Origin of the sequence: Acidiphilium acidophilum (assembly GCF_033842475.1) — a bacterium.
GTDB lineage: Bacteria > Pseudomonadota > Alphaproteobacteria > Acetobacterales > Acetobacteraceae > Acidiphilium > Acidiphilium acidophilum.
This window is the reverse complement of the sequence record NZ_JAWXYB010000018.1, coordinates 2,561,016-2,585,000: the sequence shown is the minus strand read 5'-3', so window position 1 is coordinate 2,585,000 and position 23,985 is coordinate 2,561,016. Positions and strand designations below refer to the sequence as shown.

Annotated in this window: 18 protein-coding genes, 1 tRNA gene and 2 rRNA genes; 12 read left to right on the top strand and 9 right to left on the bottom strand. The window is 63.6% G+C overall.

The genetic code is table 11. The features are described 5' to 3' along the window. Positions 1-40: 40 nt before the first annotated feature. The 5 genes from SIL87_RS14930 (at position 41) to SIL87_RS14910 (ending at position 4,970) form a co-directional block, all read left to right on the top strand. A 23S ribosomal RNA gene (locus tag SIL87_RS14930) occupies positions 41-2,788 on the top strand. Between the two features lie 103 nt (positions 2,789-2,891). After that, positions 2,892-3,006, top strand: a 5S ribosomal RNA gene (gene rrf, locus SIL87_RS14925). 44 nt (positions 3,007-3,050) lie between these two features. Next, positions 3,051-3,127: transfer RNA gene (locus tag SIL87_RS14920), tRNA-Met, on the top strand. Positions 3,128-3,345: 218 nt separating this feature from the next. Continuing rightward, on the top strand, positions 3,346-3,945 hold the full coding sequence (wrbA, locus tag SIL87_RS14915) for an NAD(P)H:quinone oxidoreductase (RefSeq protein ID WP_319614921.1): 600 nt from the start codon (positions 3,346-3,348) through the stop codon (positions 3,943-3,945). Positions 3,946-4,028: 83 nt separating this feature from the next. Further along, on the top strand, positions 4,029-4,970 hold the full coding sequence (locus SIL87_RS14910) for a metallophosphoesterase (RefSeq protein WP_319614920.1): 942 nt from the start codon (positions 4,029-4,031) through the stop codon (positions 4,968-4,970). A gap of 5 nt (positions 4,971-4,975) precedes the next feature. Here the strand turns inward: SIL87_RS14910 and SIL87_RS14905 are convergent, their stop codons facing one another. From SIL87_RS14905 to SIL87_RS14895, 3 genes are read right to left on the bottom strand one after another with little or no spacing between them, the layout of a single operon-like run. Further along, positions 4,976-5,932, bottom strand: a complete 957-nt coding sequence (locus SIL87_RS14905; protein WP_319614919.1) for an acetyl-CoA carboxylase carboxyltransferase subunit alpha — start codon at positions 5,930-5,932, stop codon at positions 4,976-4,978. Between the two features lie 50 nt (positions 5,933-5,982). After that, entirely contained in the window at positions 5,983-6,324 is a 342-nt protein-coding gene (locus tag SIL87_RS14900) for a chaperone modulator CbpM (protein WP_319614918.1), read from the bottom strand. Then, on the bottom strand, positions 6,321-7,259 hold the full coding sequence (locus SIL87_RS14895) for a DnaJ C-terminal domain-containing protein (RefSeq protein ID WP_456304831.1): 939 nt from the start codon (positions 7,257-7,259) through the stop codon (positions 6,321-6,323). Before SIL87_RS14895 ends, SIL87_RS14900 begins: the two co-directional genes overlap by 4 nt. 198 nt (positions 7,260-7,457) lie before the next feature. On the opposite strand from SIL87_RS14895, the gene SIL87_RS14890 reads away from it, so the two are divergent. From SIL87_RS14890 to SIL87_RS14875, 4 genes are all read left to right on the top strand, one after another. Next, positions 7,458-8,450: a fatty acid desaturase gene (locus SIL87_RS14890; RefSeq protein ID WP_319614916.1), complete on the top strand. Its 993-nt coding sequence runs from the start codon at positions 7,458-7,460 to the stop codon at positions 8,448-8,450. A gap of 73 nt (positions 8,451-8,523) precedes the next feature. Next, entirely contained in the window at positions 8,524-10,122 is a 1,599-nt protein-coding gene (locus SIL87_RS14885) for a gamma-glutamyltransferase family protein (protein WP_319614915.1), read from the top strand. Between the two features lie 129 nt (positions 10,123-10,251). Continuing rightward, complete coding sequence (locus tag SIL87_RS14880) at positions 10,252-10,680, top strand: PRC-barrel domain-containing protein (protein ID WP_319614914.1); 429 nt, start codon at positions 10,252-10,254, stop codon at positions 10,678-10,680. A gap of 110 nt (positions 10,681-10,790) precedes the next feature. Next, positions 10,791-12,257 (top strand): amidase, encoded by a 1,467-nt coding sequence (locus SIL87_RS14875; RefSeq protein ID WP_319614913.1) that lies wholly within the window; start codon positions 10,791-10,793, stop codon positions 12,255-12,257. A gap of 39 nt (positions 12,258-12,296) precedes the next feature. On the opposite strand, the gene rdgB is transcribed toward SIL87_RS14875, so the two are convergent. Both rdgB and rph read right to left on the bottom strand, forming a co-directional pair. Next, a complete protein-coding gene (gene rdgB, locus SIL87_RS14870) occupies positions 12,297-12,899 on the bottom strand; it encodes an RdgB/HAM1 family non-canonical purine NTP pyrophosphatase (RefSeq protein ID WP_319614912.1) in 603 nt (200 codons plus the stop codon). Then, a complete protein-coding gene (rph, locus tag SIL87_RS14865; protein ID WP_319614911.1) occupies positions 12,889-13,611 on the bottom strand; it encodes a ribonuclease PH in 723 nt (240 codons plus the stop codon). Before rph ends, rdgB begins: the two co-directional genes overlap by 11 nt. A gap of 160 nt (positions 13,612-13,771) precedes the next feature. Here rph and hrcA point away from each other — a divergent pair, with 160 nt between their 5' ends. Further along, positions 13,772-14,863, top strand: coding sequence for a heat-inducible transcriptional repressor HrcA (gene hrcA / locus SIL87_RS14860; protein WP_319614910.1), 1,092 nt, complete (start codon positions 13,772-13,774; stop codon positions 14,861-14,863). Positions 14,864-14,885: 22 nt separating this feature from the next. On the opposite strand, the gene SIL87_RS14855 is transcribed toward hrcA, so the two are convergent. Further along, positions 14,886-15,338, bottom strand: a complete 453-nt coding sequence (locus SIL87_RS14855) for a cytochrome C (RefSeq protein ID WP_319614909.1) — start codon at positions 15,336-15,338, stop codon at positions 14,886-14,888. 313 nt (positions 15,339-15,651) lie between these two features. Here SIL87_RS14855 and SIL87_RS14850 point away from each other — a divergent pair, with 313 nt between their 5' ends. Then, positions 15,652-16,488, top strand: a complete 837-nt coding sequence (locus SIL87_RS14850; RefSeq protein ID WP_319614908.1) for an N-acetylmuramoyl-L-alanine amidase family protein — start codon at positions 15,652-15,654, stop codon at positions 16,486-16,488. 77 nt (positions 16,489-16,565) lie between these two features. After that, entirely contained in the window at positions 16,566-18,410 is a 1,845-nt protein-coding gene (locus SIL87_RS14845) for a peptidoglycan D,D-transpeptidase FtsI family protein (protein ID WP_319614907.1), read from the top strand. A 159-nt stretch (positions 18,411-18,569) separates the two neighbouring features. On the opposite strand, the gene SIL87_RS14840 is transcribed toward SIL87_RS14845, so the two are convergent. The 3 genes from SIL87_RS14840 to nirB are packed head-to-tail and all read right to left on the bottom strand — an operon-like array spanning position 18,570 to position 23,964. Further along, positions 18,570-21,176 carry a nitrate reductase gene (locus SIL87_RS14840; protein ID WP_319614906.1) on the bottom strand — a complete coding sequence of 869 codons (2,607 nt, stop codon included), beginning with the start codon at positions 21,174-21,176 and terminating at the stop codon, positions 18,570-18,572. Then, a complete protein-coding gene (nirD, locus tag SIL87_RS14835) occupies positions 21,173-21,520 on the bottom strand; it encodes a nitrite reductase small subunit NirD (protein WP_319614905.1) in 348 nt (115 codons plus the stop codon). Before nirD ends, SIL87_RS14840 begins: the two co-directional genes overlap by 4 nt. Beyond that, on the bottom strand, positions 21,520-23,964 hold the full coding sequence (gene nirB / locus SIL87_RS14830; RefSeq protein ID WP_319614904.1) for a nitrite reductase large subunit NirB: 2,445 nt from the start codon (positions 23,962-23,964) through the stop codon (positions 21,520-21,522). Before nirB ends, nirD begins: the two co-directional genes overlap by 1 nt. Positions 23,965-23,985 lie beyond the last annotated feature (21 nt).

Here is a 23,985-nt window from a genome sequence, read left to right as displayed (position 1 = left end):
GCTGCGTAAGTGGTTGGTAAAGGCGATGGTGAGTTGAGATTGTAAGTGAATGAAGGGCATTCAGTGGATGCCTTGGCACCAGGAGGCGATGAAGGACGTGGCACGCTGCGAAAAGCCACGGGGAGCCGCGAGCAGGCGTTGATCCGTGGACATCCGAATGGGGAAACCCACCCGCAAGGGTATCTGCAACTGAATACATAGGTTGCAGAGGCGAACCCGGGGAACTGAAACATCTCAGTACCCGGAGGAAAAGACATCAAACGAGATTCCGTTAGTAGTGGCGAGCGAACGCGGAACAGGCCAGTGGCTTGTGATCGAGCAGCAGAACGGATTGGAAACTCCGGCCATAGCGGGTGATAGCCCCGTATGCGAAGCGAGATTGCAGGTCCTTGAGTAGGGCGGGACACGTGAAATCCTGTCTGAATATGGGGGGACCACCCTCCAAGCCTAAATACTCCCTGGTGACCGATAGTGCACAAGTACCGTGAGGGAAAGGTGAAAAGCACCCCGACGAGGGGAGTGAAAGAGACCTGAAACCGGATGCCTACAAGCAGTCGGAGCCGCATCTGCGGTGACGGCGTACCTTTTGTATAATGGGTCAGCGAGTTTCTGTTTGCAGCGAGCTTAAGCCGATAGGCGTAGGCGTAGCGAAAGCGAGTCTGAATAGGGCGCTTAGTTGCAGGTAGAAGACCCGAAACCGAGTGATCTAGCCATGGCCAGGCTGAAGGTGCGGTAACACGCACTGGAGGGCCGAACCCACGCCTGTTGAAAAAGTCGGGGATGAGCTGTGGCTAGGGGTGAAAGGCCAATCAAACTCGGAGATAGCTGGTTCTCCGCGAAATCTATTGAGGTAGATCGTCGTGTGTATGCCTTCGGGGGTAGAGCACTGGATGGGCTAGGGGGACCCAAAGTCTTACCAAACCTAACCAAACTCCGAATACCGAAGTGTCTTGCGCGGCAGACAGACGGTGGGTGCTAAGGTCCATCGTCGAGAGGGAAACAGCCCAGACCACCAGCTAAGGTCCCCAAATTGTGGCTAAGTGGGAAAGGATGTGGGAATTCCATAACAACCAGGAGGTTGGCTTAGAAGCAGCCATCCTTTAAAGAAAGCGTAATAGCTCACTGGTCTAATAGAAATCCTGCGCCGAAGATGTAACGGGGCTAAAGCCACATACCGAAGCTGTGGGTGCATGATCTCGTCAGGGTTCATGCGCGGTAGCGGAGCGTTCCGTAGGCCTGTGAAGGGAGATGGGGTGACCCCTCCTGGAGGTATCGGAAGTGCGAATGCTGACATGAGTAGCGACAAACAGAGTGAGAAACTCTGTCGCCGAAAGTCCAAGGGTTCCTGCGCAAGGTTAATCCGCGCAGGGTGAGCCGGCCCCTAAGGCGAGGGCGAAAGCCGTAGTCGATGGGAAGGGGGTGAATATTCCTCCGCCTGCTGGAAGTGACGAATGCGAGATGTTGTTCGGTCTTATTGGATTGACCGGGCTTTTTGAGCATTCCAGGAAATAGCTCCAGCGTATAGACCGTACCCTAAACCGACACAGGTGGACTGGTAGAGTATACCAAGGCGCTTGAGAGAACGATGTTGAAGGAACTAGGCAAATTACTCGCGTAACTTCGGGATAAGCGAGACCCGTATGTGGGCAACCATGTGCGGGTGGCACAAAAGAGGGGGTAGCGACTGTTTAGTAAAAACACAGGGCTCTGCGAAGTCGAGAGACGACGTATAGGGTCTGACGCCTGCCCGGTGCCGGAAGGTTAAGAGGAGGTGTGCAAGCACTGAATTGAAGCCCCGGTAAACGGCGGCCGTAACTATAACGGTCCTAAGGTAGCGAAATTCCTTGTCGGGTAAGTTCCGACCTGCACGAATGGCGTAACGACTTCCCCACTGTCTCCAGCATCGGCTCAGCGAAATTGAATTCCCCGTGAAGATGCGGGGTACCCGCGGTCAGACGGAAAGACCCTATGAACCTTTACTGCAACTTTGCAGTGGCATCAGAAGAGTGCTGTGTAGGATAGGCGGGAGGCATTGAAGCATGGGCGCTAGCTTGTGTGGAGCCAACCTTGAAATACCGCCCTGCGCGCTTTTGATGTCTAACCGCGGCCGGTTATCCCGGTCCGGGACCCTGCATGGTGGGCAGTTTGACTGGGGCGGTCGCCTCCTAAAGAGTAACGGAGGCGCGCGATGGTGGGCTCAAGCCGGTCGGACATCGGCTGCTGAGTGCAATGGCATAAGCCCGCCTGACTGCGAGAACGACAGTTCGAGCAGAGACGAAAGTCGGCCATAGTGATCCGGTGGTTCCACGTGGAAGGGCCATCGCTCAACGGATAAAAGGTACTCTAGGGATAACAGGCTGATCTCCCCCAAGAGTCCACATCGACGGGGAGGTTTGGCACCTCGATGTCGGCTCATCACATCCTGGGGCTGGAGCAGGTCCCAAGGGTTCGGCTGTTCGCCGATTAAAGTGGTACGTGAGCTGGGTTTAGAACGTCGTGAGACAGTTCGGTCCCTATCTGCCGTGGGTGTTGGAGACTTGAGAGGATTTGTCCCTAGTACGAGAGGACCGGGATGAACATACCTCTGGTGCATCGGTTGTCACGCCAGTGGCACAGCCGAGTAGCTAAGTATGGACGGGATAACCGCTGAAAGCATCTAAGCGGGAAACCCACCTCGAAAATAGGTCTCCCTGAGGGTCGTGATAGACCATCACGTCGATAGGCCGGGTGTGTAAGAGTGGTAACATTCTCAGCTAACCGGTACTAATCACCCGATAGAACTTTCAATCAGCTACAACCCACCCCCACCATGCACAGACATCAACACACACAAACAACAAAACGCACCAACCCAACCCACCAACCCATCGAACCCTCGATAGGCTGGACGACCTGGTGGCCATTGCGGGGGGCCCGCACCCGATCCCATCCCGAACTCGGCCGTGAAAACCCCCAGCGCCCATGGTACTGTGCCTCAAGGCACGGGAGAGTAGGTCGCCGCCAGGTCCTCCAACCTATCGATCAACAAAACACACAAATATACCCACACCCGCGGGGTGGAGCAGCCCGGTAGCTCGTCAGGCTCATAACCTGAAGGTCATCAGTTCAAATCTGGTCCCCGCAACCACCGACAGTAATCCCCCAGGAACAGATCGTCCCTGGGGGTTTTTCGTCTTGCTGATCATCAGCCAGATTTCCATCGATCGCTGGCCCGACATCATCGTGGGCGCAATCCCGGGCGATGCGGTCGATGGCTTGCCGGAGATGTCACCAGTCTGACCATATTTTGATGTCGAATGATTTTGGGGTAAGCTTCCAGGATTATCTGAACAGAGGAGCATCGTGATGGCTAAGGTTTTGGTTCTCTATTACAGCACGTGGGGACACGTGGAGACGATGGCGCATGCCGTTTCCGAGGGGGCGAAGGCTGCCGGTGCCGAGGTGACGGTCAAGCGGGTGCCGGAGACCATGCCGCCGGATGTTGCGGCTTCGATCCATGCCAAGACCGATCAGGCGGCGCCGGTCGCGGCGCCGGCGGAACTCGCGGAGTACGACGCGATCATTTTCGGCACACCCACCCGCTTCGGCAACATGTGCGGGCAGATGCGGAACTTTCTCGATCAGACCGGGGCGTTGTGGGCGAAAGGGGCGCTCGTCGGCAAGGTGGGATCGGTGTTCGTCTCGACCGGCACGCAGCATGGCGGGCAGGAGACCACGATCACGTCGTTCCATACCACGCTGTTTCATCACGGCATGGTCGTGGTCGGTGTGCCGTATTCGGTGCCGGAACTCACCAATATGAACGAGATTACCGGCGGGTCGCCCTATGGTGCCACCACGCTGGCCAACGGCGATGGATCGCGCCAACCGAGCAGTAACGAATTGGCGATCGCCCGGGCGCAGGGCAGGCATGTCGCCGAGATCGCGGCGAAACTCGCAGGCTGACGCGTAACTGTCATATGACACGCGGCCCTGGCTGTTATAGGTCAGCATCACTTCCGAACGCCTACATGGACAGGGACGCGCATATGAGCAGGTCAGGCACAGGCATTTCACGGCGGCGCTTTCTGGAATCGGGGGCCGAACTCGGGGCGGTCTCTCTTCTTGCCGGCGCGCCTGCGGTTGCGGCGGCCGCTACGCCGGAAACGCGGTTTTTCGTGATCGGGGACTGGGGGCGCAATGGCAAGCATCACCAGCGCGCCGTGGGGCGTGCCATGGCGGCAGCCGCCGTCGCCTCCAATCCTGCGTTCATCGTCTCGGCTGGCGATAATTTTTATGAATCCGGCGTGACCGGGCTGAGCGATCCTCAGTTCAGGACCAGTTTCGAGGATGTCTATTCCGAGGCCGCGTTACATCGGCCATGGCACGTTATTCTCGGCAATCACGATTATCGCGGCGATGTCGAGGCTCAGATCGCCTATTCGGGAGTTTCGTCGCGCTGGCAGATGCCGAGCCGATACTATACCCGCACCGCATCGGGCCGCGATGGCGGCGTCGATATCTTCTATCTCGACAGCTCCCCGTTCATCCGCAAATATATCGGGACGGTGACTGATATTTCCGGGCAGAACCCCAAGGCGCAGTTGGTGTGGCTGGACGCCGCTCTGGGCCGCTCGCAGGCGCGCTGGAGAATAGTAATCGGCCATCACCCGCTCTATACCGCGCTCGGCGGTCACGGGCACGACCAGCCGGACATGATCGCGGCGTTGGAGCCGGTGTTGCGCCGTCATAAGGTGCCGCTCTACATCAATGGGCACGATCATTCGATGCAGTATGTCGAGATGACCGGAATTTCGTATGTCACGACCGGGGCGGGGTCGCATACTTATCAACCGGGACTGCCGAGCCGCGCCGGGTATTGTTCGGGTGATCATGGGTTTTTGAGCGTGGCGGTCAGCGGCGCGGCGGCGCAGCTCGATTTCATCGACATGGCGGGGCGAAGCGTGTTCGCCAGGACGATTACCGCCTGAGGGCGTCAGAGTCCGGCGATCTGACCCATCGCCAGGAATTTTTCCCGCCGTTTGGTGCGCAACGCTTCCGGCGTCATGGTTTTCAGCGGGGCGAGTACGGCCGCGATCGCCTCGCCGAGTTGGGCGACCGCGACTGCCGGTGCCCGATGCGCGCCGCCGAGCGGTTCCGGGACGATCCGGTCGATGATACCGAGGCGTTTGAGATCCTGGGCGGTGACTTTCATCGCTTCGGCGGCCTGGGCGGCCATCGTGCGGTCCTCCCATAAAATGGCGGCGCAGCCTTCGGGCGAAATGACCGAATAGATCGCATGCTCGTACATCAGCACGACATCGGCGGCCGCAATCGCGATGGCGCCGCCCGAGCCGCCCTCGCCGATGATGGTGGCGATGAACGGCACCGGTGCGGCGAGGCAGGCTTCGATGCCGCGGGCGATCGCCTCGGCCTGGCCGCGGGCCTCGGCGTCGATGCCCGGATAGGCGCCGGACGTATCGACGAAGGACAGGACCGGTAGCCCGAAGCGCCCGGCAAGTTCGATCAGCCGGCGCGCCTTGCGGTAGCCTTCCGGACGGGGCGATCCGAAATTATGCCTGAGGCGGGAATCGAGATCGGAACCCTTTTCGATCGCGATGACCATGACCGGCTCGCCTTCGAAACGGCCTGGCCCGGCAATGATCGCGGCATCCTCCGCGAAGGCGCGATCACCGGCGAGGGGGGTGAACTCGGTGATCAGCCCCGCAATCATGTCGGTCGCTTTGGGGCGTTCGGGGTGGCGCGCGACCTGGGTTTTCTGCCAGGGGGTCAGCTTGCCGTAAAGGTTGCGAAGCTGGCGTTCCGCCTTTTCGGATAGCTGGGCGACCTCCTCGGCGATGTTGAGCTCGCCGGGATCGGTCATCCGGCGCAGCTCTTCGATCTTGGCTTCCAGCTCGGCGACCGGCTTTTCGAAATCGAGAAAATGACGCATCGGGTTCGGGTGTCGCAGATCGGCGCGGATGTCAAATGGCGGGCGGACGATCAGCGCTTGGTCCCGGCCCCGGCGCGTTCGAGATACGTGATCAGGGCGACGCCAACCTCGGGCGGTGCCGTATGGCGGATCGCGCTTGCCACGTCGTGCAACTGGCGGCGCAGGGCATAAACCTGATCGAGCAGGCACAGGACGACAGGCAAGGCGTCGTCGTTGACCTGCAGCTCGCGCGACAATTCATGGATCAGCCGGACCCGTTCGAGGTCGATGGCGCGGAATATGAAGCCATCGCTGGTCGGGTCGGGGCGGACCCAGCGATTGTCGATCCAGCGTTCGAGGTCGTGACGGTCGAGGCCTTCCACGGTCCGGATGACGACGTCGATGGTGATCACGGTTCCGCCTCCATGCCGGCGCGGGGGTTGAAGGCCGTTGCGGGTTTCCACTCGCGCAGGAATGCCTCGAGTGCCGGATCGGGCTTGCCGATCGCGATGCTCAAGGTTGCGTAGAGATCACCGGCGGGCGTGTTGCCCCGGCCCGGAACACCACGACCGCGCAGGCGCAGGACGGCACCGCTGTCCGAGGCGGGCGGGATGCGCATCCGGACCGGGCCGCCGGGGGTCGGCACTTCAACCGGTCCGCCGAGTACGGCTTCCGCGATGGTGACGGGCAGGTCGAGCCTTATGTCCTGACCATCGCGGCGGAAGAACCGGTGCGGGGTTACATGAACCGCGATCAGCGCATCGCCCGCCGGCCCGCCGGCATGGCCGGGACCGCCCTTGCCCCGCAGCCGCAATATGGTCCCGTCATCGGTCGCGGGCGGGATCCGGACGTCGAGTGTTCCGCCGTCCGGCAGGGTGATCCTTGTCGTTGTGCCGTTGACGGCATCGAGGAACCCGACCGCAAGGGTGAATTGGGCATCCGCCCCCCGAATCGGTCCCTGGCGGGGTCGGCCGCCCGGATCGTTGAACATGGTGCCGAAGATCGACTCGAAATCGGACGCGTTCCAGTTGGCGCCGGTTGAGGCGCCGCCGGTGCCGTAGCGCTGGCCGGCATCGGCCTGGGCGTAGTCGCGGTAGCGGGGCCGGGGTGGCGCTTCGTTGCCTTCGGCGTCGATCTCGCCACGGTCGAACCGGGCGCGTTTGTCGGGATCGGACAGCAGATGATGCGCGGCGGAAATCTGCTTGAACTTGCCCTCCGCAGCGGCATCCCCGGGGTTGAGGTCGGGATGGCTGGTCTTGGCGAGCTTGCGATAGGCACGGCGGATGTCCTCCGCACTCGCATCACGGGCAACGCCCAGGGTCTCATAGGGATCTGGCACCGAAATCATCCTTGGTCAGCTTCTGGATCGACCGTGAGCAAAGCATGGAAGCCGGGCCGATGACAGTGCCGCGATCGCGCACCCCGATTGATCGACAACCGGTTGGTTCCGAGATATGATCATGGCAGCGGATATGGGCGGCCGGAAAAGCGGTTGCAACGCCGGTCCGTTGCGCCAATTGCTCCCCTCGTTCGATCGAACCGGTTCATGACAACAGATGTTTCGTGGCGCACGATGATCGCGCCCTACCTGAAACCCGACAGCCGGCTGGCTCTGGCGCAACTGCTCACCACGCTGCTGCCGTTTCTGGCAGTGATGGGATTGCTGTTGGTGGCACTCGATCATGGCTACTGGATCGCGCTGTTGCTGCTTCCGGTGGGAGCGGTGCTGGTGGTGCGGCTGTTCATGTTTCAGCACGATTGCGGCCACGGCTCCTTTTTCGCGCCTCGCTGGGCGAATGATGCGCTCGGTCTCGTGCTCGGCGTGCTGACACTGACGCCCTACACCGCCTGGCGCGCGGCCCATGCGGTGCATCATGCCAATACCGGCAATCTGGACCGGCGCGGGATTGGCGACGTCAACACCCTGACCGTCGCGGAATATCGTGCCCTGTCGCGCTGGCGGCGGGCGGGCTACCGGCTCTATCGCCATCCCGCCGTGCTGTTCGGCCTCGGACCGGTATGGCTGTTCGTGATCAAGAACCGTATCCCGTTCGGTCATCCCGCGCGGCGGTGGCGCGAATGGGCGAGCGTGCTGGGCACCAATGCCGCCCTTCTCGCGCTGGTCGCTATTCTGTTCGTCACGCTCGGGCCAGTCGCGGTGCTGGTGGGGTGGCTGCCGATGATGGTGATGGCCGCGACCATCGGGGTCTGGCTGTTCTATATCCAGCACCAGTTCGAGCACACTTATTGGGAGAGCCGGCCCGAGTGGGACTTTCGGAGTGCCGCGCTCGAAGGGGCGTCGTTTTACGACCTTCCGCGCATCCTGCACTGGATGACCGGCAATATCGGGTTTCATCATATCCATCATCTGTCGAGCCGGATTCCGAATTACCGGCTGCGCGCCTGCCACGAAGCCAATCCTGCGTTTCAGGTGGCCCCGCGCCTCACGTTCTGGTCGAGCCTGCGCTGCGCCCGGCTGGCTTTGTGGGACACCGATCAGCGCCGTCTGGTGCCGTTCAGCCGCAGCCGGACGGCCTGATCCGCGTCAGGTACCGTTGCCGAGCCGGGCTTGGCTGAGGCACATTCGCGCGAGGACAGCCAAAGGAACACCCATGCGCGATTTTCACATCCCTGGCCGCAGCGCGGTCTATGCCGGTCGCGCTATGGCCGCGACCTCGATGCCGGTGGCGACGCTGGCGGCCCTCGATGCGCTGCGGGCGGGTGGCAATGCGCTGGATGCCGCGGTGACCGCAGCAGCGCTGCTCGGTGTGGTCGAACCGCAATCGACCGGGATCGGCGGCGATTGCTTCTGCCTCTATAAAGAGGCCGGCAGTCCGGACGTGATCGCGCTGAACGGCTCGGGTCGCGCGCCCGCTGCGGCCACGATCGATCATTACGAGGCGCATGGCATATCGAGCCTGGAGGCAACCTCGCCGCACGGCGTCACCATCCCCGGCGCGGTGGGGGCGTGGGAGACACTGCTCGAAGCCCATGGCAGGCGGGGACTGGCCGCGGCTCTCGCCCCCGCGATCTATTATGCCGAGGCGGGCTTTGCGGTCAGCCCGCGCGTGGCGGCGGATTGGGCGAATTCCGAAGACAAGCTGCGCCGGGCGGGGGCACACGCCCTGCTGCCGAATGGCCATGCGCCCGGTGTCGGCACACTGGTCCGCCAGCCGGAACTCGCCGCCACCCTGCGGTCGATCGCGGCGAACGGGGCGCGTGGCTTCTATGAAGGACCGGTCGCCGCCGCACTCGTCGCGGAATTGCGCGCGCGGGGAGGGCTGCATACCGAAGCGGATTTCAGCGAAGGGCGCATCGCAGCCCGGTTCGTCAGGCCGATCAAGCGCGCGTTCGACGGGCTGACGATCTGGGAATGCCCGCCCAACGGCTCGGGGCTGCTGGCTCTCATGCTGCTCGGTATCCTCGAAGGCTTCGGTCCTGCGCCTGACGGGCCGCTCGGACCAATCCGGGTGCATCGCCATATCGAGGCGGCACGGCTGGTCTATCGGGATCGCGACGCCCTGCTCGCCGACCCCGAGCAGGCGGCGGTGCCGGTGGATCATCTGCTGAGCGACGATTACCTCGCCTCGCTGCGCAGCCTGATCCGCGACGACGTGGCCATGACCGACCTGCCCCGCGCGGGCGAGGCGCTCCTGCCCGCGCATCGGGATACGGTGTATCTCTGTGTCGTCGATGAGGCGGGCAACGCGTGCTCGTTCATCAATTCGACCTTCGAGAGTTTCGGATCGGGGATTCTGGCGGGCGATACCGGGGTGATCCTGCATAATCGCGGCCTCGGCTTCCGGCTGGAACGCGGCCACCCCAACTGCATCGCCCCGCGCAAACGCCCGATGCACACGATCATCCCCGGCATGGCCACGCAGGACGGTCATGCCGTGATGCCGTTCGGCGTGATGGGCGGGCATTACCAGCCGATGGGGCAATCCTGGTTCCTGACCAATCTGCGTCATTACGGGCTCGACATCCAGCAGGCGATCGACCTGCCGCGGGCGTTTCCCTATGCCGGGATGCTGGAACTCGAACCGACATTTCCGCAAGCCACGATCGACGGGCTGACGCAGAGGGGCCACCAGATCACCATGACCAGGCGGCCCCATGGTGGCGGCCAGGCGATCCTGATCGATCGTCAGGCGGGTGTGCTCACCGGGGGGTCGGATCCGCGCAAGGATGGTTGCGCCATGGGCTATTAGGCCCGGGCGGGTCCGGCATGGATCGCTCATGTCCGAGGTTTCATCCCGCCGGCATCGTATTGCGTGTCATTCCCTCCAACATCGTAAGGGCGCGGCAATTCGCCGCGTGAAACGATGAAGGGGAACGCCATGAGCGGTTTCAATCCAGTGACGGCAGGCCATCCGCAGATGGCGACAGCCACCGATGAATCCTCGTTGAGCGAGACACGGAGCCTGATTGCGGCCAGCAAGGTCAACGGCACCCGCGTTTACAACACGCAGGGCGATTCGATCGGCTCGATCTATGACGTGATGATCAACAAGCGGAGTGGCAGGGTCGATTACGCGATCATGTCGTTCGGTGGCTTTCTCGGACTGGGCGAGCATTATCACCCACTGCCCTGGGAGCTGCTGAATTACGACCCGCGCCAGGGTGGCTATGTCGTCGATCTCGACCGAGACCGGCTCGAAGGTGGCCCCTCCTACGCGACGAGCGCGGCGCCGGATTGGTCGGACGGGGTCTATGGCCATCAGGTCGACGAATATTACGGTGTTCGACCCGGCCTTGCGACCCGCTGACCGATAGCCCCCGACGCAGCCGCGTCGAAGGGCGTTCGCCGTAAATCCTCTGGGGTTGAACCCGATGCGACGGTGATGGCAGAGTGTTGCCTTCTGGAACGGAGGCGAGGATGGAACCGTGCGATCTGACGGCAACCGAAGCACGGCGACTGATCGGGGCGCGCGGCCTGTCACCGGTGGAACTGGTTTCGAGTTGCATTGCCCGGGTTGAGGCGGTCGATCATGCGGTGAATGCGATGGTGGCGCGCGACTTCGAGCGGTCCCTCGGCGCGGCGCGCGACGCCGAGACCGCCGTGATGGCCGGGGCGACGCTCGGCCCGCTTCATGGGCTGCCGGTCGGCGTCAAGGATCTGGAAGATACCGCCGGCCTGCGCACGACCTATGGTAGTCCGATGTTTCGCGACCATGTGCCGCAAACCGATCAGGGGCTGGTCGCCGCAATCCGCAGCGCCGGCGGCATTATATTCGGCAAGACCAATACTCCGGAATTCGGCGCGGGGGCCAATACGATCAATGCGGTTTACGGTGCCACCGGAAACCCGTTCGACCCGCTGAAATCGGCGGCCGGTTCCTCAGGCGGATCGGCGGTGGCGCTCGCCACCGGCATGGTACCACTGGCAACCGGCTCCGATATGGGCGGCAGCCTGCGCAATCCGGCGGCATTCTGCGGGATCGTGGGGATGCGGCCTTCGGCGGGGCTGGTGCCCTCCGAGAAACGGCAACTCGGCGCATCCGGTCTTTCGGTTCTCGGCCCGATGGCGCGTACCGTGCCGGATCTGGCCCTGATGCTCGGCGCGATCGGGCGTTATGACCCGCGTGACATGCTGGCCGCGCCGCTCGATCCGCTGCGGGTCGGCACGGTGGATACCGGAAGGTTGCGGGTGGCCTTCACCGCCGATTTCGGGTTTGCGCCGACCTCGCGGGCGGTGCGTGACCTGTTCGCGGCGCGGATGGCGCAACTCGCGCCGGCATTCGCTCATGCGGAGCCGGCGGCACCGGACTGTGCCGGCGCGGACGATGCGTTTGCCGTGCTGCGCGCGGTGAATTTTCTCGCGGGTTTCGGGGCGACGTTCCGGAGCGATCCGAACCGGTTGGGTGCCAATATCCGCGCCAATGTCGAGGAGGGGCTCGGCTACAGCGCCGCCGATGTCGCACGCGCGATGACGATCCAGACACACATATATCAGGCGTGGCAGGCCTTCTTTCAGCGTTACGACGTGCTGATCGCGCCCAGCGTGACGACTGCGCCGCGACCATGGACCGAATTATTCCCCACCGAGATCGACGGGGTGGCGACCCGATCGTACTATCATTGGCTCGCGCTGGCCTATGCGGTCACGCTCGCCGGCCATCCCTCGTTGTCGCTGCCGCTGGGGCGGGATGACAACGGAATGCCTTTCGGGGTCCAGATCATCACGGCCCGCCATACCGACGCCATGACCATCGCGGTTGCTGCGGCGATCGAGACGATTGCGCAAGGCGATCCCGCGCTTGCCCGTCCGATCCCCGATATCGCAGCGTTGCGGTCCATGCCGCCGCTTCGCGATACGCCGGGATTTGGCGCTGACATATCGTGATCACCCGTCATCTTTACGGGACGATCGGCCAATCAACGGTCAGCAGCAATGCGCCGCGATGAATTGCCTCACGGCGCGGCCGCGATGGCTGACCGTGGATTTTTCCGCCTCGCTCATCTCGGCGAAACGCCGATTCGAGCCGATCGGGATGAAAATGGCGTCGTAGCCGAAACCACCTGCGCCGCGTGGCTCGGGTGCGATCCGGCCATGGCAGAAGCCGAGATAGGTCGCGGTTTCGCCCGAGGGCATCGCGAGGCAGAGGGCACAGCCGAAGGCGGCGTGGTCGTTGGTGCGGCTGGCGGCGACGATCGCCGCCATGGCTTGCGGATAGCCGCCGGCCTCGTTCGCGTAGCGTGAGGAGCGGACACCGGGTGCCCCGTGGAGGGCCGCGACCAGCAGACCGGAATCATCGGCGAGTGCGGGAAGGCCGCTGTATTTGGCGGCGGCGAGCGCCTTGATTTTCGCGTTGCCGGCGAAATCGGGGGCGTCCTCCACCGGTTCGGGCAGGCCGAGCGCGGCGGCGGAGGTGCAATCGAGCCCGTAAGGCACCATCAGCGCCGCGAATTCGGCGAGTTTGCCACTATTATGGGTCGCAATGACCAACTGCTGGCCGGTGCGGAGACGCCACGGTTCAGGCAGCATCGAGCGCGGCGTTCTGGGCGGCGAACAGGGCCGATGTGCCGGTGCGGGCAAGGCCGAGCAGCGTGGTGAACGCCGCCTCATCGAACGTCGCTTTCTCGGCGGTGGCCTGGATTTCGATGATGCCGCCGGCGGCGGTGAGAATGAAATTGGCATCGGCTTCGGCATTGGAGTCTTCGGCGTAGTCGAGGTCGAGGACCGGGATGCCTTCATAGATGCCGCAGGAGATGGCGGCGACCTGGCCGATGAGCGGGTCAGCCTTGAGGATGTTGTTGGCCTGGAGCTTGCGGATCGCGAGGGCGAGAGCGACATAGGCGCCGGTGATGGCGGCACAGCGGGTTCCGCCATCGGCGTTCAGCACATCGCAATCGAGGGTGATGCTCATTTCGCCGAGCAGTTTACGATCGATCACGGCGCGCAGGCTGCGGCCGATCAGGCGCTGGATTTCCTGGGTGCGGCCGGACTGCTTGCCGCGCGCGGCTTCACGGTCGCCGCGGGTATGGGTGGCGCGGGGCAGCATGCCGTATTCGGCGGTGACCCAGCCAAGGCCGGTGTTGCGCAGGAATCCGGGGACGCGGGACTCGACGCTGGCGGCGCACAGCACTTCGGTGCCGCCCATGCGGATGAGGGCGGAGCCTTCGGCGTGATGGGAAAACCCGGTGACGATTTCAACGGGGCGGAGCGCGCTGGCGGTACGGTTGCTGGGACGGGTCATTGAGGCTCCGAAGGGAAGGTGAGGAGGAAGACGTCGTGTCCGAAGAACACATGTATGAGTTAACCGCACGGTCGCTTCATCGGCACGCAGCAGAGAACGAACGGTCTTTGCATGCGACGATCCGCTTGATTTCCGCCCCGCGATAGCCTCTTCTGAGGCAATGGACCAGTCACCGCCGCGCAATACACGCAGTTTCCAGTCGGGTGCGCCGACCAAGATGCCGCCGGGGCTCGACGCGCGCTCGGCGGCGGTGCTGCGGGAAATCGTCGAGCAATATGTCGAGACCGGTGAGCCTGTGGGCAGCCGGACCCTGTCACGGTTGTTGCCGATGGGGCTGTCGCCCGCGACGATCCGCAACGTGATGGCGGACCTGACGGATGCGGGGTTGCTGTTCGCGCCGCATATTTCGGCGGGGCGGCTGCCGACCGATCGCGGGCTGCGGCTGTTCGTCGACGGGTTGCTGCATTTCGGCGAATTATCGGATGAGGAGCGCGAGCGGATCGAAGCGGTCCTCGCGCAATCGGGGCGCTCGGTGCAGGACACGCTGACCGAGGCATCGACCTTGCTGTCGGGGCTGTCATCGGCGGCGGGGATCGTGCTGGCGCCTAAATCGGAAGGGGCGGTCAAGCATATCGAATTCGTGCCGCTGAGTTCGGGCCGGGCGCTGGTGGTGCTGGTTTCGGCGGATGGGCAGGTGGAGAACCGGGTGATCGAAACACCGGTGGGCCTGCCGCCATCGGCTTTGCAGGAGGCGAGCAATTATCTGAATGCGCAGCTCTCCGGCCTGTCGCTCGCGGATCTGCGGCAGCGGGTGGCGGCCGACATGAAGGCCGATCGGTCCGCGCTGGATTCGATCGCGGCGGGGATTGTCGAAGCCGGGTTGGCGACATGGTCAGGTGAAGGGCGGGGCGGTTCGCTGATCGTGCGCGGGCAGGGGCGATTGCTTGCGGATATCGATCAGGTCGAGAAACTGGCCTCGTTGCAGCAGCTGTTCGAGCGGCTGGAGGCGCAGGAGACCATGCTGAAGCTGCTGGAACTGGCTGAACGATCGGATGGGGTGCGGATTTTCATCGGTGCCGAGAGCGGGCTGTTCGGGGCGTCGGGGATGTCGATGGTGGTGGCACCGGCGCGTAATCGGAATGACCGGATCGTCGGCGCGATCGGGGTGATCGGGCCGACCCGGATCAATTACGGCAAGATCATTCCGGTGGTCGATTATACCGCCCGGGTGATCGGGCGATTGCTGGGGTAGGGCCTGCGCGGGTGTTGGAGGCTTATTTGAATTGCTTCCCCATGATTGAGCCCTTCGATAATTTCGTGAGGTAGGTCACCAGATCCGTCATCTGCGCACTGTTTGCCGCAGGGGGCTTGCCCTGCAATCCGCCGGTGATGCAGTGATCGAGCTGCTGTCCGAGTGTCACGACACGATGGGCTGCGGGATTATAGCGCGGAAACTCTGCCGCGACGCCCATGAGGCTCGGGATTTTGGTACCGTTCGGCAGGTGCCCGATGGTGGTGCCGCCGTTGACATGGCAGGCCGAACATGTCCGGACGCCACCGAATTTGTCATGGTTGAAGATATGCTGCCCTTGCAGGGCCGCCTGCGCCAGAGAATGTGCCGGTGGCACTCCCGCCGCGTGTGCGGGTGGTAACGCGATGGTTCCGAGCGCGGCAACCGAGATCGCGCCGAGAGCCAGTTTCATCAGACGAGACATCACGGGTTTCATGACGATTTCCTCCTCACCGGAATAGGTGCGAGGCATGTAACGTCGAAGCGATCCGGATCGTCAACGGCATTCCGCACGATCACGAAAATCGGGCGTTCACGATATCGCGCGGTCCAATCGGCGCTGTTGTTTGCCGTATGAATACTGAAAAACGATCGGGGATCACATTCGCGTGCAATGTCGGATATATGAAGTACTATCAAATTTCTGTTTAATACCGGCGGTTTAACGTGACTTGCTGATAGAATGGTGGAGTATAAGGCATACGTGTCGAGGCATTGTCTTGCCTCATCGGGAACAGGGTGAGCTGATCATGATATTTTCACGGCGATTCGTTCTGGATGCGGGAATCAGGGCGACACTTTCGGTACCGTTATGGATGCAGATGGGATTGGCTCAGGCGGCGCAGCGCGGTCCGGGCCGGTTGCCCGCCGTGCGCGCCATGCCACCGTCGAGCCGGTTGGTGGTGATCGACCCCGGGCATGGTGGCCGCGATCCCGGCTGCATCGGTGCCGGCAATCTGTACGAGAAGGACATCGCGCTGGCGACGGCGTGGGATTTCCGCAATGCGCTCGCGCGCGGCGGATATGACGTGCTGATGACCCGCACCAGCGACGTGTTCCTGCCGCTGACCGAGCGGGTCGGGATTGCGGAGACGCACAAGGCGGCCGTGCTGATGTCGGTTCATGCCAACTCGGTTGCTCCGAACACCGTGGTGCGCGGGGCCAGCGTGTTCACTTTTTCCAACACCCCATCCGACCCGCTTGCGGCCGAAATCGCGAAAACGGAGAACAGCGTCGAGCGGATCTCGAACCCCACGTTCCACGGGGTTTCGCCGCAGGTCTCGCGCATTTTGTTCAGCCTGATGGATCAGAGCACCAAGGCGCAATCGCATCTGTTGCAGAGCAAGATGGTGGGCTCCCTGGCCCGTAGCGTCGACATGCTGCAGAATCCGGCACGGCATGCCACCTTCGTGGTTCTGCAATCGGCGGCGATTCCAAGTGTGCTGATCGAAACCGCGTTCCTGTCGAACCCGGAGGATGAGGCCGCCTTGCGCACCAATGCCTTCCGGATGCGGCTCGCGCGGTCGATGAAAACCGCGCTCGACGCCTGGTTCCTCGCCCGCAAGACCGCCGTCGCCAACCTTTGAACCCAGCGGATCTTCAGCCGGGCGGTCGCTGGCACGGGCGGTTCCGCTGGCGGCTGGTGTTCGGCATGGTTTGCTTCGTGGCCATATACGCCGTGCTCGCAGGGAAGCTCGTTCTTGCGACCGTGATCGCGCCGGTCCTGCCCAATCCAGTGGTCATCGCCGCGACGCGCCCCGATCTGACCGCCACGATCCCGCCACCGGACCGCGCGCCGATCCTCGACCGGTCGGGCAAGATCCTTGCGGTATCGCTGCCGAGTGCCGCCTTGTTCGCCAATCCGAAGCAGATCACGAACCCCGCGCGCGATACCCGCCTGCTGCGTTCCGTCCTGCCGTTCCTGAACCGGGAGACTCTGCGCGCGCGGCTCAGCAATCGGCATTATGGTTTCGTGTATCTCGATCGTTTCCTGACCTCGGCGCAGGAACTCGCAGTCAACCGGCTCGGTATTCCCGGCATCTATTTCCAGCGTACGTGGGCGCGGCATTATCCCAACGACGATATCGCGGCGCATATCCTGGGCGGCGTGACGCCGGGCCAGCAGGGGATCAGTGGCGTTGAACGCTATTTCAACAAGCGTCTGACCGCAGACCCGGGACGGCCGTTGCGGCTGTCGATCTCGGTCGCACTCGAAAACATCGTTCACAAAGCGCTGGCGACGGCGGTGTCTGACTATAAGGCGCAGGGGGCGTGCAGCATCGTCGAATCGATGACCGGGCGGGTCCTCGCAATGGTGAGCCTGCCCGACTACAACGCCAACGATCTGCACACGGTCAATCCGTCCCTGCTGTTCAACCGCTGCGTCTCCGGGGATTACGGGCCGGGCTCGATGATGAAGGTGGTCACACTCGCCGGGGCGATGCAGTCGGGGATGATGCATTACTGGGACCGGTTCAATACCAGCCACCCGCTCTCGCTCGACGGCTTCGTGATCCGCGACTACGAACCGGTGACCTACTGGCTCGCGATGCCGGCGATTCTCGCCTATTCCTCGGTGATCGGCACGTCGCGGATCGCGACCATCATGGGGCCGAAGCTTCAGCGGGCCTGGCTGCGCAACCTCGGCTTCTTCAAGCCGCCGCCGATCCAGCTTCCGGGGGTACAGCCGCCGATCTGGCATCCCAAGGCCGACTGGCGGATGCTGACCACCATGACGGTCTCGTTCGGCAACGGGATCGCCATGGCGCCGATGACACTGGTCAACGCCGAGGATGCCATCGTCAACGGCGGCATCCTCTACCGCCCGACCTTGCTCGCCCGACAGCCCGGCGCGCCACCCCGCCGCGGTGTGCGGGTGATGCGGCGGCACGTATCGGTCGTGATGCGCAATCTGATGCGCGACGTGGTGCTGTCGGGCACTGGGATCTATGCGCGGGTCCATGGCTACCTTGTTGGCGGCAAGACCGGTACGGCGCAGGTGGTGCGGCCGAGCGGGGGATATTACAACCGGCTGAACGACGCCGGGTTCATCGCGATCTTCCCGGCGGATCATCCGCGCTACGTCGTCTACGCCATGGTAATCCATCCGAAGCCGACCAAAAAGATGCAGCATTTCTGTTATGGCTTCACCACGGGCGGTTATGTCGCAGCACCGGTCGTGGGCAGTATTATCCGCCAGATGGGCCCGCTGTTCGGGATTCCGCCGTTGAAAGGCACCGCGCTGGCCGCAGTGAGCAAGCGCTTCCGGATTCCGCTGAAACCGCCGGTTCCGCCCGGACGGACTTCGCTCGGGCCGGATGATCCGTTCCCGCCGGGGGCGAACCGGTACGCCTATGTGCTGGCACATCAAACGCCGCCCAAACTGATCGATGCGGCGGCGGTCCGCGATGCACTGAGGCGGATCGAGCTTGCGGTTCCCGGCCAGGTGATCCGCCGCGACCGCAAGCACCTCATTTCATGGGACGAGGCGCATCAAGGTGTCGGCTGAACCCGGCCGTTCGTGAACTCATATCGGATGAGGCAAGGCATATCGAATGAGGCAAGGCAGGCGCTGCTTTTTTTCAACGAAGAAAAAACTCTCTGATTCCGGGCTCATGCCGCTGACAACGCCCGTGCATTTGCTCACAGACGTCTTTCGACCGCTCATCTATTCAGCTGCGACGAGTTCGTGGCGCAGCAATCCCTTCAATTCCGAGACGCAGGACCCGCAGCCAGTCCCGGCCAGCGTCGCCAGCCCGATCGCCTCGACCGTGCCGAGCCGCCCGGTGGCGATCGCGGCGCGGATCGCGGGCTCGGTCACCTGATGACACACGCAGACGATGCGCCCCGCCGGTGAAAGTCGTGGCGCGCCGAGCCCGATCAGTAACCGTCCGGCGTCGGGTTCCGGCCAGGACTGCCCGAATAAGGCCTCCAGCGCCTCGACGGTCGGCAGCGCGGCGGTATCGCGCGCGACGTGCAGCAGCAACTGCACCGTGCCGCGCTTCAGGACTGCGAGCCGGAATACACCGCGCCGGAGATCGGCATAGTCCAGACTCTCCAGCCCCTCCGGAAGATCGAGGAGTGCGGTTGCGACTGCGCGGCCGGTCGCACCAAGCGCCAGTGGTGCCGTGCCGGTGAACCGCAGGTGCATCAACCCGTCGGCCCGCGGTGTGCGCGCCCAGCAACCTGCATGCAGGGTATTCACTCGCCCGGTGAGCGCCGCCCGGCCAAGCGCGATGCCATGCCATTGCGCAGCGATCCGGCGCAGGCTGGCCTGGCCGTGTTTGTAGGCCGGCTCGCCGGAAGCCGGGTCGCAGGTGCTGCCGATCAGTTGGTTGACCGTGCCCGCGCTGCCCTGCCCCTCGGTCCAGTGCATGGCGGCGAATGCCGAGCCGCGACGTTGCCCCGGGTCCACCACCGCCGTCAGGGTGATCGTGCCATGATTGCTGGTCACCGCCACCAGATCACCGCTGGCGAGGCCGGATGCAGCGGCATCTTCCGGTGCGATCTCGAGTGCCGCGTGTGACCGATGCGCCATCAATTCCGGCACGCGACCGGTCCGCGTCATGGTGTGCCATTGATCGCGCAGCCGCCCGGTATTGAGCGTCATCATCGGCGTCGCTTCGGACGCCGGTGCAATGGTCGGCACGAACCGCGCTCGCTGATCCCCGGTGCTGAACCGCCCGTCCCCGAGCAGCCGATGGTCTGCCGGGCCGATCGGCCAGTGCAGGGGGCGTAACGCGTCGTAATCCTCATCCGGAATGTTCGTGAGGGCTGCCAGATTGAACACCCGTTCGCCCGCGTTCTCGAATGCCGACAGCGCCGCATGTTCGCGGAAAATGCTTGCCGGATTCGGAAAATCGAACGCTGGCCCGTGGCCCAGCCGGCGGCCGAGTTCGGCGAACATCCACCAATCGGGCTTCGCCTCGCCGGGTGCCGACCGAAAGGCGCGCTGGCGTGATATCAACCGTTCGGAGTTGGTCACGGTGCCGTCCTTCTCGGACCATCCCGCCGCCGGGAGCACGATATGCGCGCGCGCCGTGGTCGCGGTCGCCCAGCAATCGGCGGCCACCACGGTCGGGCACCGTGCCAGCGCCTCCCGCACATGGTTGCTGCGGGGTAGCGATTCGGCGGGATTGGTCCCGGCGATCCACAACGCTTTGATCCGACCGTCGTGCACGGCATCGAACAGATCGACCGCTTTGAGCCCGGGGTGCCTTGCGAGGTGCGGCGCATTCCAGAATCGCGCGAGCTGATCGTGATGGGACGGATCATCGAATCCCAGATGAGCCGCAAGTTGATTTGCCAAGCCGCCCACTTCGCGTCCGCCCATCGCGTTCGGCTGGCCGGTGAGCGAAAACGGGCAGGCCCCCGGTTTGCCGATCCGCCCGGTCGCGAGGTGCAGGTTGATGATCGCGCTGATCGTGTCGGTTGCGATCGCGGATTGATTGACGCCCTGGGAGAACGCCGTGATCATCCGGGGTGTGGCGACGACCCATTCGGCAAGCGTGGCGAACAGGGCGTCATCGATGCCGTGGCCGGCAGTACGGGCGGCACTCAGGGCCGCGTCGAACCCGCTGGTGTGTTCGCGGATGAAGCGGTGATCGAGCATGCCGCGTTCGGCACATACCGCGAGCAGGGCAGCGAACAATGCGAGGTCGCCACCCGGCGCGATCGGAATATGGAGATCCGCCAGTTCGGCGGTTGCGCTGCGGCGGGGATCGATCACCACGATCCGGGTCCCGCGTGCCTCGCGCGCACGCAACGCCCGCTGGAACAGCACGGGATGGCACCACGCCGCGTTCGAGCCGGTGAACAGGATCAGATCGGCCTGATCGAAATCGTCGTATATGCCGGGTACCAGATCCTCGCCGAATGCCCTGATATGCGCAGCCACCGGCGACGCCATGCAGAGGCGCGAATTGGTATCGATGTTGCCGCTGCCGATGAACCCCTTCATCAGCTTGTTGGCGACGTAGTAATCCTCAGTCAGAAACTGGCCCGAGACATAGAACGCGACCGAATCCGGGCCATGTCGGGAGATCGCTTCGGCAAAGCGGACCGCCGCCAGATCGAGCGCCTCGGCCCAGGTGGTATCCCGCCCGCCGATGCTGGGCTGGGTTAATCGGTCCCGATCGTCCAGCGTCAGCCCTAGAGTGGCGCCCTTGACGCAGAGCCGCCCCCGATTGGCCGGATGCGCTTCATCCCCGACCAATCCATCCGGCCCCGCGATCAGGCCGCAGCCGACTCCGCAATAAGGGCAGGTTGTGTTCATGAGGCCGCGATCGGCCCGGTGATGTCGAGTTGGACCCGATTTCCTTCGATCCGCACCCGAAACCGTGCGATGCACGGCACATCCTCTCCCACCGCCGCGCCGGTTTCGAGCGAAAATACCCAGCCATGCAGCGGGCAGGTCACCCCGTGCCCGTGTACGATGCCCTGGCTGATCGGCCCCCCCCGATGCGGGCAGGAATCGCGCAGCGCGAACACGGTATCGTCGCCGGTGCGAAACACCGCGATATCACCGTGGCCGGTTGCGACAGTGCGCGCCCCGCGCAGAGGGATATCATCGAGCGCCGCGATATCGACATAGGCGGCCTCCGCCATCATCCCGTCCATCAGACCAGCTCCGCGACGTGGCTGTATTGTGCCGGTTCCGGGCCGGTCGATTGCTGCGCCCAGGGATCGAACTGCGCGAAGGTCTGGGCATGATGGAACCGGGCCGCGAGAGCGCGTCGCCCGTCATGGTCCTCGACCACACGCTGTCGCACGTAATCGATTCCGACCCGCTCGATCCAGGGCGCGGTGCGCTCCAGATACCGCGCCTCCTCGCGATAGACCTGCATGAATGCCGCGCAATATTCGATCACCTCCGCATCGGTGGTGACTTTGCACAGCAGATCCGTGCCGCGCAGCTTGATGCCGCCGTTGCCGCCGACCAGCAGGTCCCACCCTGCCTCGGTCGCGATCACGCCGAAATCCTTGATCGTGGCTTCCGCGCAGTTACGCGGACAGCCTGAAACCGCCATCTTGAACTTGTGCGGCGACCACGAGCCCCAGGACATCCGTTCCAGCGCCACGCCCATCGCGGTGGAGTTCTGGGTGCCGAAGCGGCACCATTCCGAACCGACGCAGGTTTTCACCGTGCGCAGCGCCTTGCCGTAAGCATGGCCGGAGACCAGCCCCGCCGCGTTCAGGTCGCGCCATACCGCCGTCAGGTCTTCGCGTTTGACCCCGAGCATATCGATCCGCTGGCCGCCGGTTATTTTCACTTCGGGAATCGAGTATTTGTCGACCACGTCGGCGATGGCGCGCAGTTCGCGCGAACTGGTCAGGCCGCCCCACATGCGCGGCACCACGGAGTAGGTACCGTCCTTCTGGATGTTGGCGTGCATCCGCTCATTGACGAAGCGCGACTGCTGATCATCGACATATTCGCCGGGCCATGCGCAGATCAGGTAATAATTCAGTGCCGGCCGGCACGAGGCGCAGCCATCCGGCGTGTGCCATTCCAGGGCCTGCATCACCGCCGCGATCGATTTCAACGCGCCGCCGACAATCCGCCGCCGGACCTCGTCATGCGGCAGATCCGTGCATTTGCACATCGGCTTGACGGCCGCCGGCGCGTAAGACTCCCCCAGCGTGGTCCGCAGCAGCGCCTCGACCAGCCCGGTGCAAGAGCCGCAGGATGACGACGCCTTGGTCTTGGCCCGGACATCCTCGATCGTCGCGAGTCCGAATTCGCCGATCGAGGCGACGATCTTGCCCTTGCACACGCCGTTGCAGCCGCAGATTTCGGCATTGTCCGGCATGGCCAGCACGGCGGCGTCGGGGTCGGCGGGGCCGTCGCCGACGGGACCGAAAATCAGGCTGTCGCGGAACGCCTCGATGTCAGCTTCGTCTTTCATCAGCTGGAAGTGCCACGCCGCATCCCGCGCATCGCCGATGCATACCATGCCAACGATGCGGTTCTCACGCAGCACCAGCCGCTTATAAATCCCCCGCGCCGCATCGCGCAGCACGATGTCGTCGGTGGTGGCGTCGCCCATGAACGCGCCGGCCGAAACCATATCCACGCCGGAGACTTTCAATCGCGTCACGCTGGCAACCGGGGTGAAGCCGGCACCGGGCGCATTGGTCATGGCCCGTGCCGCGACTTTGGCCATCTCCCAAATCGGCGCGACCAGCCCGAACACCTGCCCGTTATGCTCGACGCATTCGCCGATCGCGAAAATCGCGGGATCGGACGTGCGCATCCAGTCATCGACCAGGACGCCGCGATTACACTCGATGCCGACCGCACGTGCCAACCCTGCGTTCGGCCGTATTCCCACCGCCATCACCACCAGATCGGCGGGGATTGCGGTGCCGTCCTTCAGCCGCACCGCGCTCACCCGCTCATCGCCCTCGAAAGCGGCGGTTTCGGTCGCGGTCAAAATCGTCATGCCGCGTTTGGACAGAGCGAACTCGAGCAGATGTGCCGCCGACGGGTCGAGTTGGCGTTCCATCAAGGTCGGCATCAGGTGGATGACCGTCACGTCCGCGCCCCGCAGATTGAGCCCGTGCGCGGCCTCGAGCCCGAGCAGTCCGCCGCCGATCACCACGGCTCTGGTTCCCTGCCGGACCACAGCCAGCATGTCCTCGACATCTGCGACCGTCCGGAAGGTCAGCACACCGGCCTTGTCCGCTCCCGGGATCGGCAGCACGAACGGATTCGAGCCGGTTGCGAGCAGCAGCATATCGTATGGCACCTCGCTGCCCTTCGCACCGCGCACCACGCGCTGCTTGCGATCGATCCAGTCGACGTGCTCGCCCGCGATCAGGCGGATATTGTTCGATTTATACCAGTCGTAATCGTTGAGCACGATGTCGGCGAAGCTCTTGCCGCCGGCGAGCAGCGGGGAGAGCATGATCCGGTCGTAATTCGGTTGCGGCTCGCCACCGAACACCGTGATGTCGAAATACCCCGGCGCAATCGCGAGAATGTCTTCGACGGTGCGCATCCCCGCCATACCGTTGCCAATGACCACGAGACGTGGCCTGACGATGTTGGAACCATCCATTGAGTTAACCTTCCGTTATTC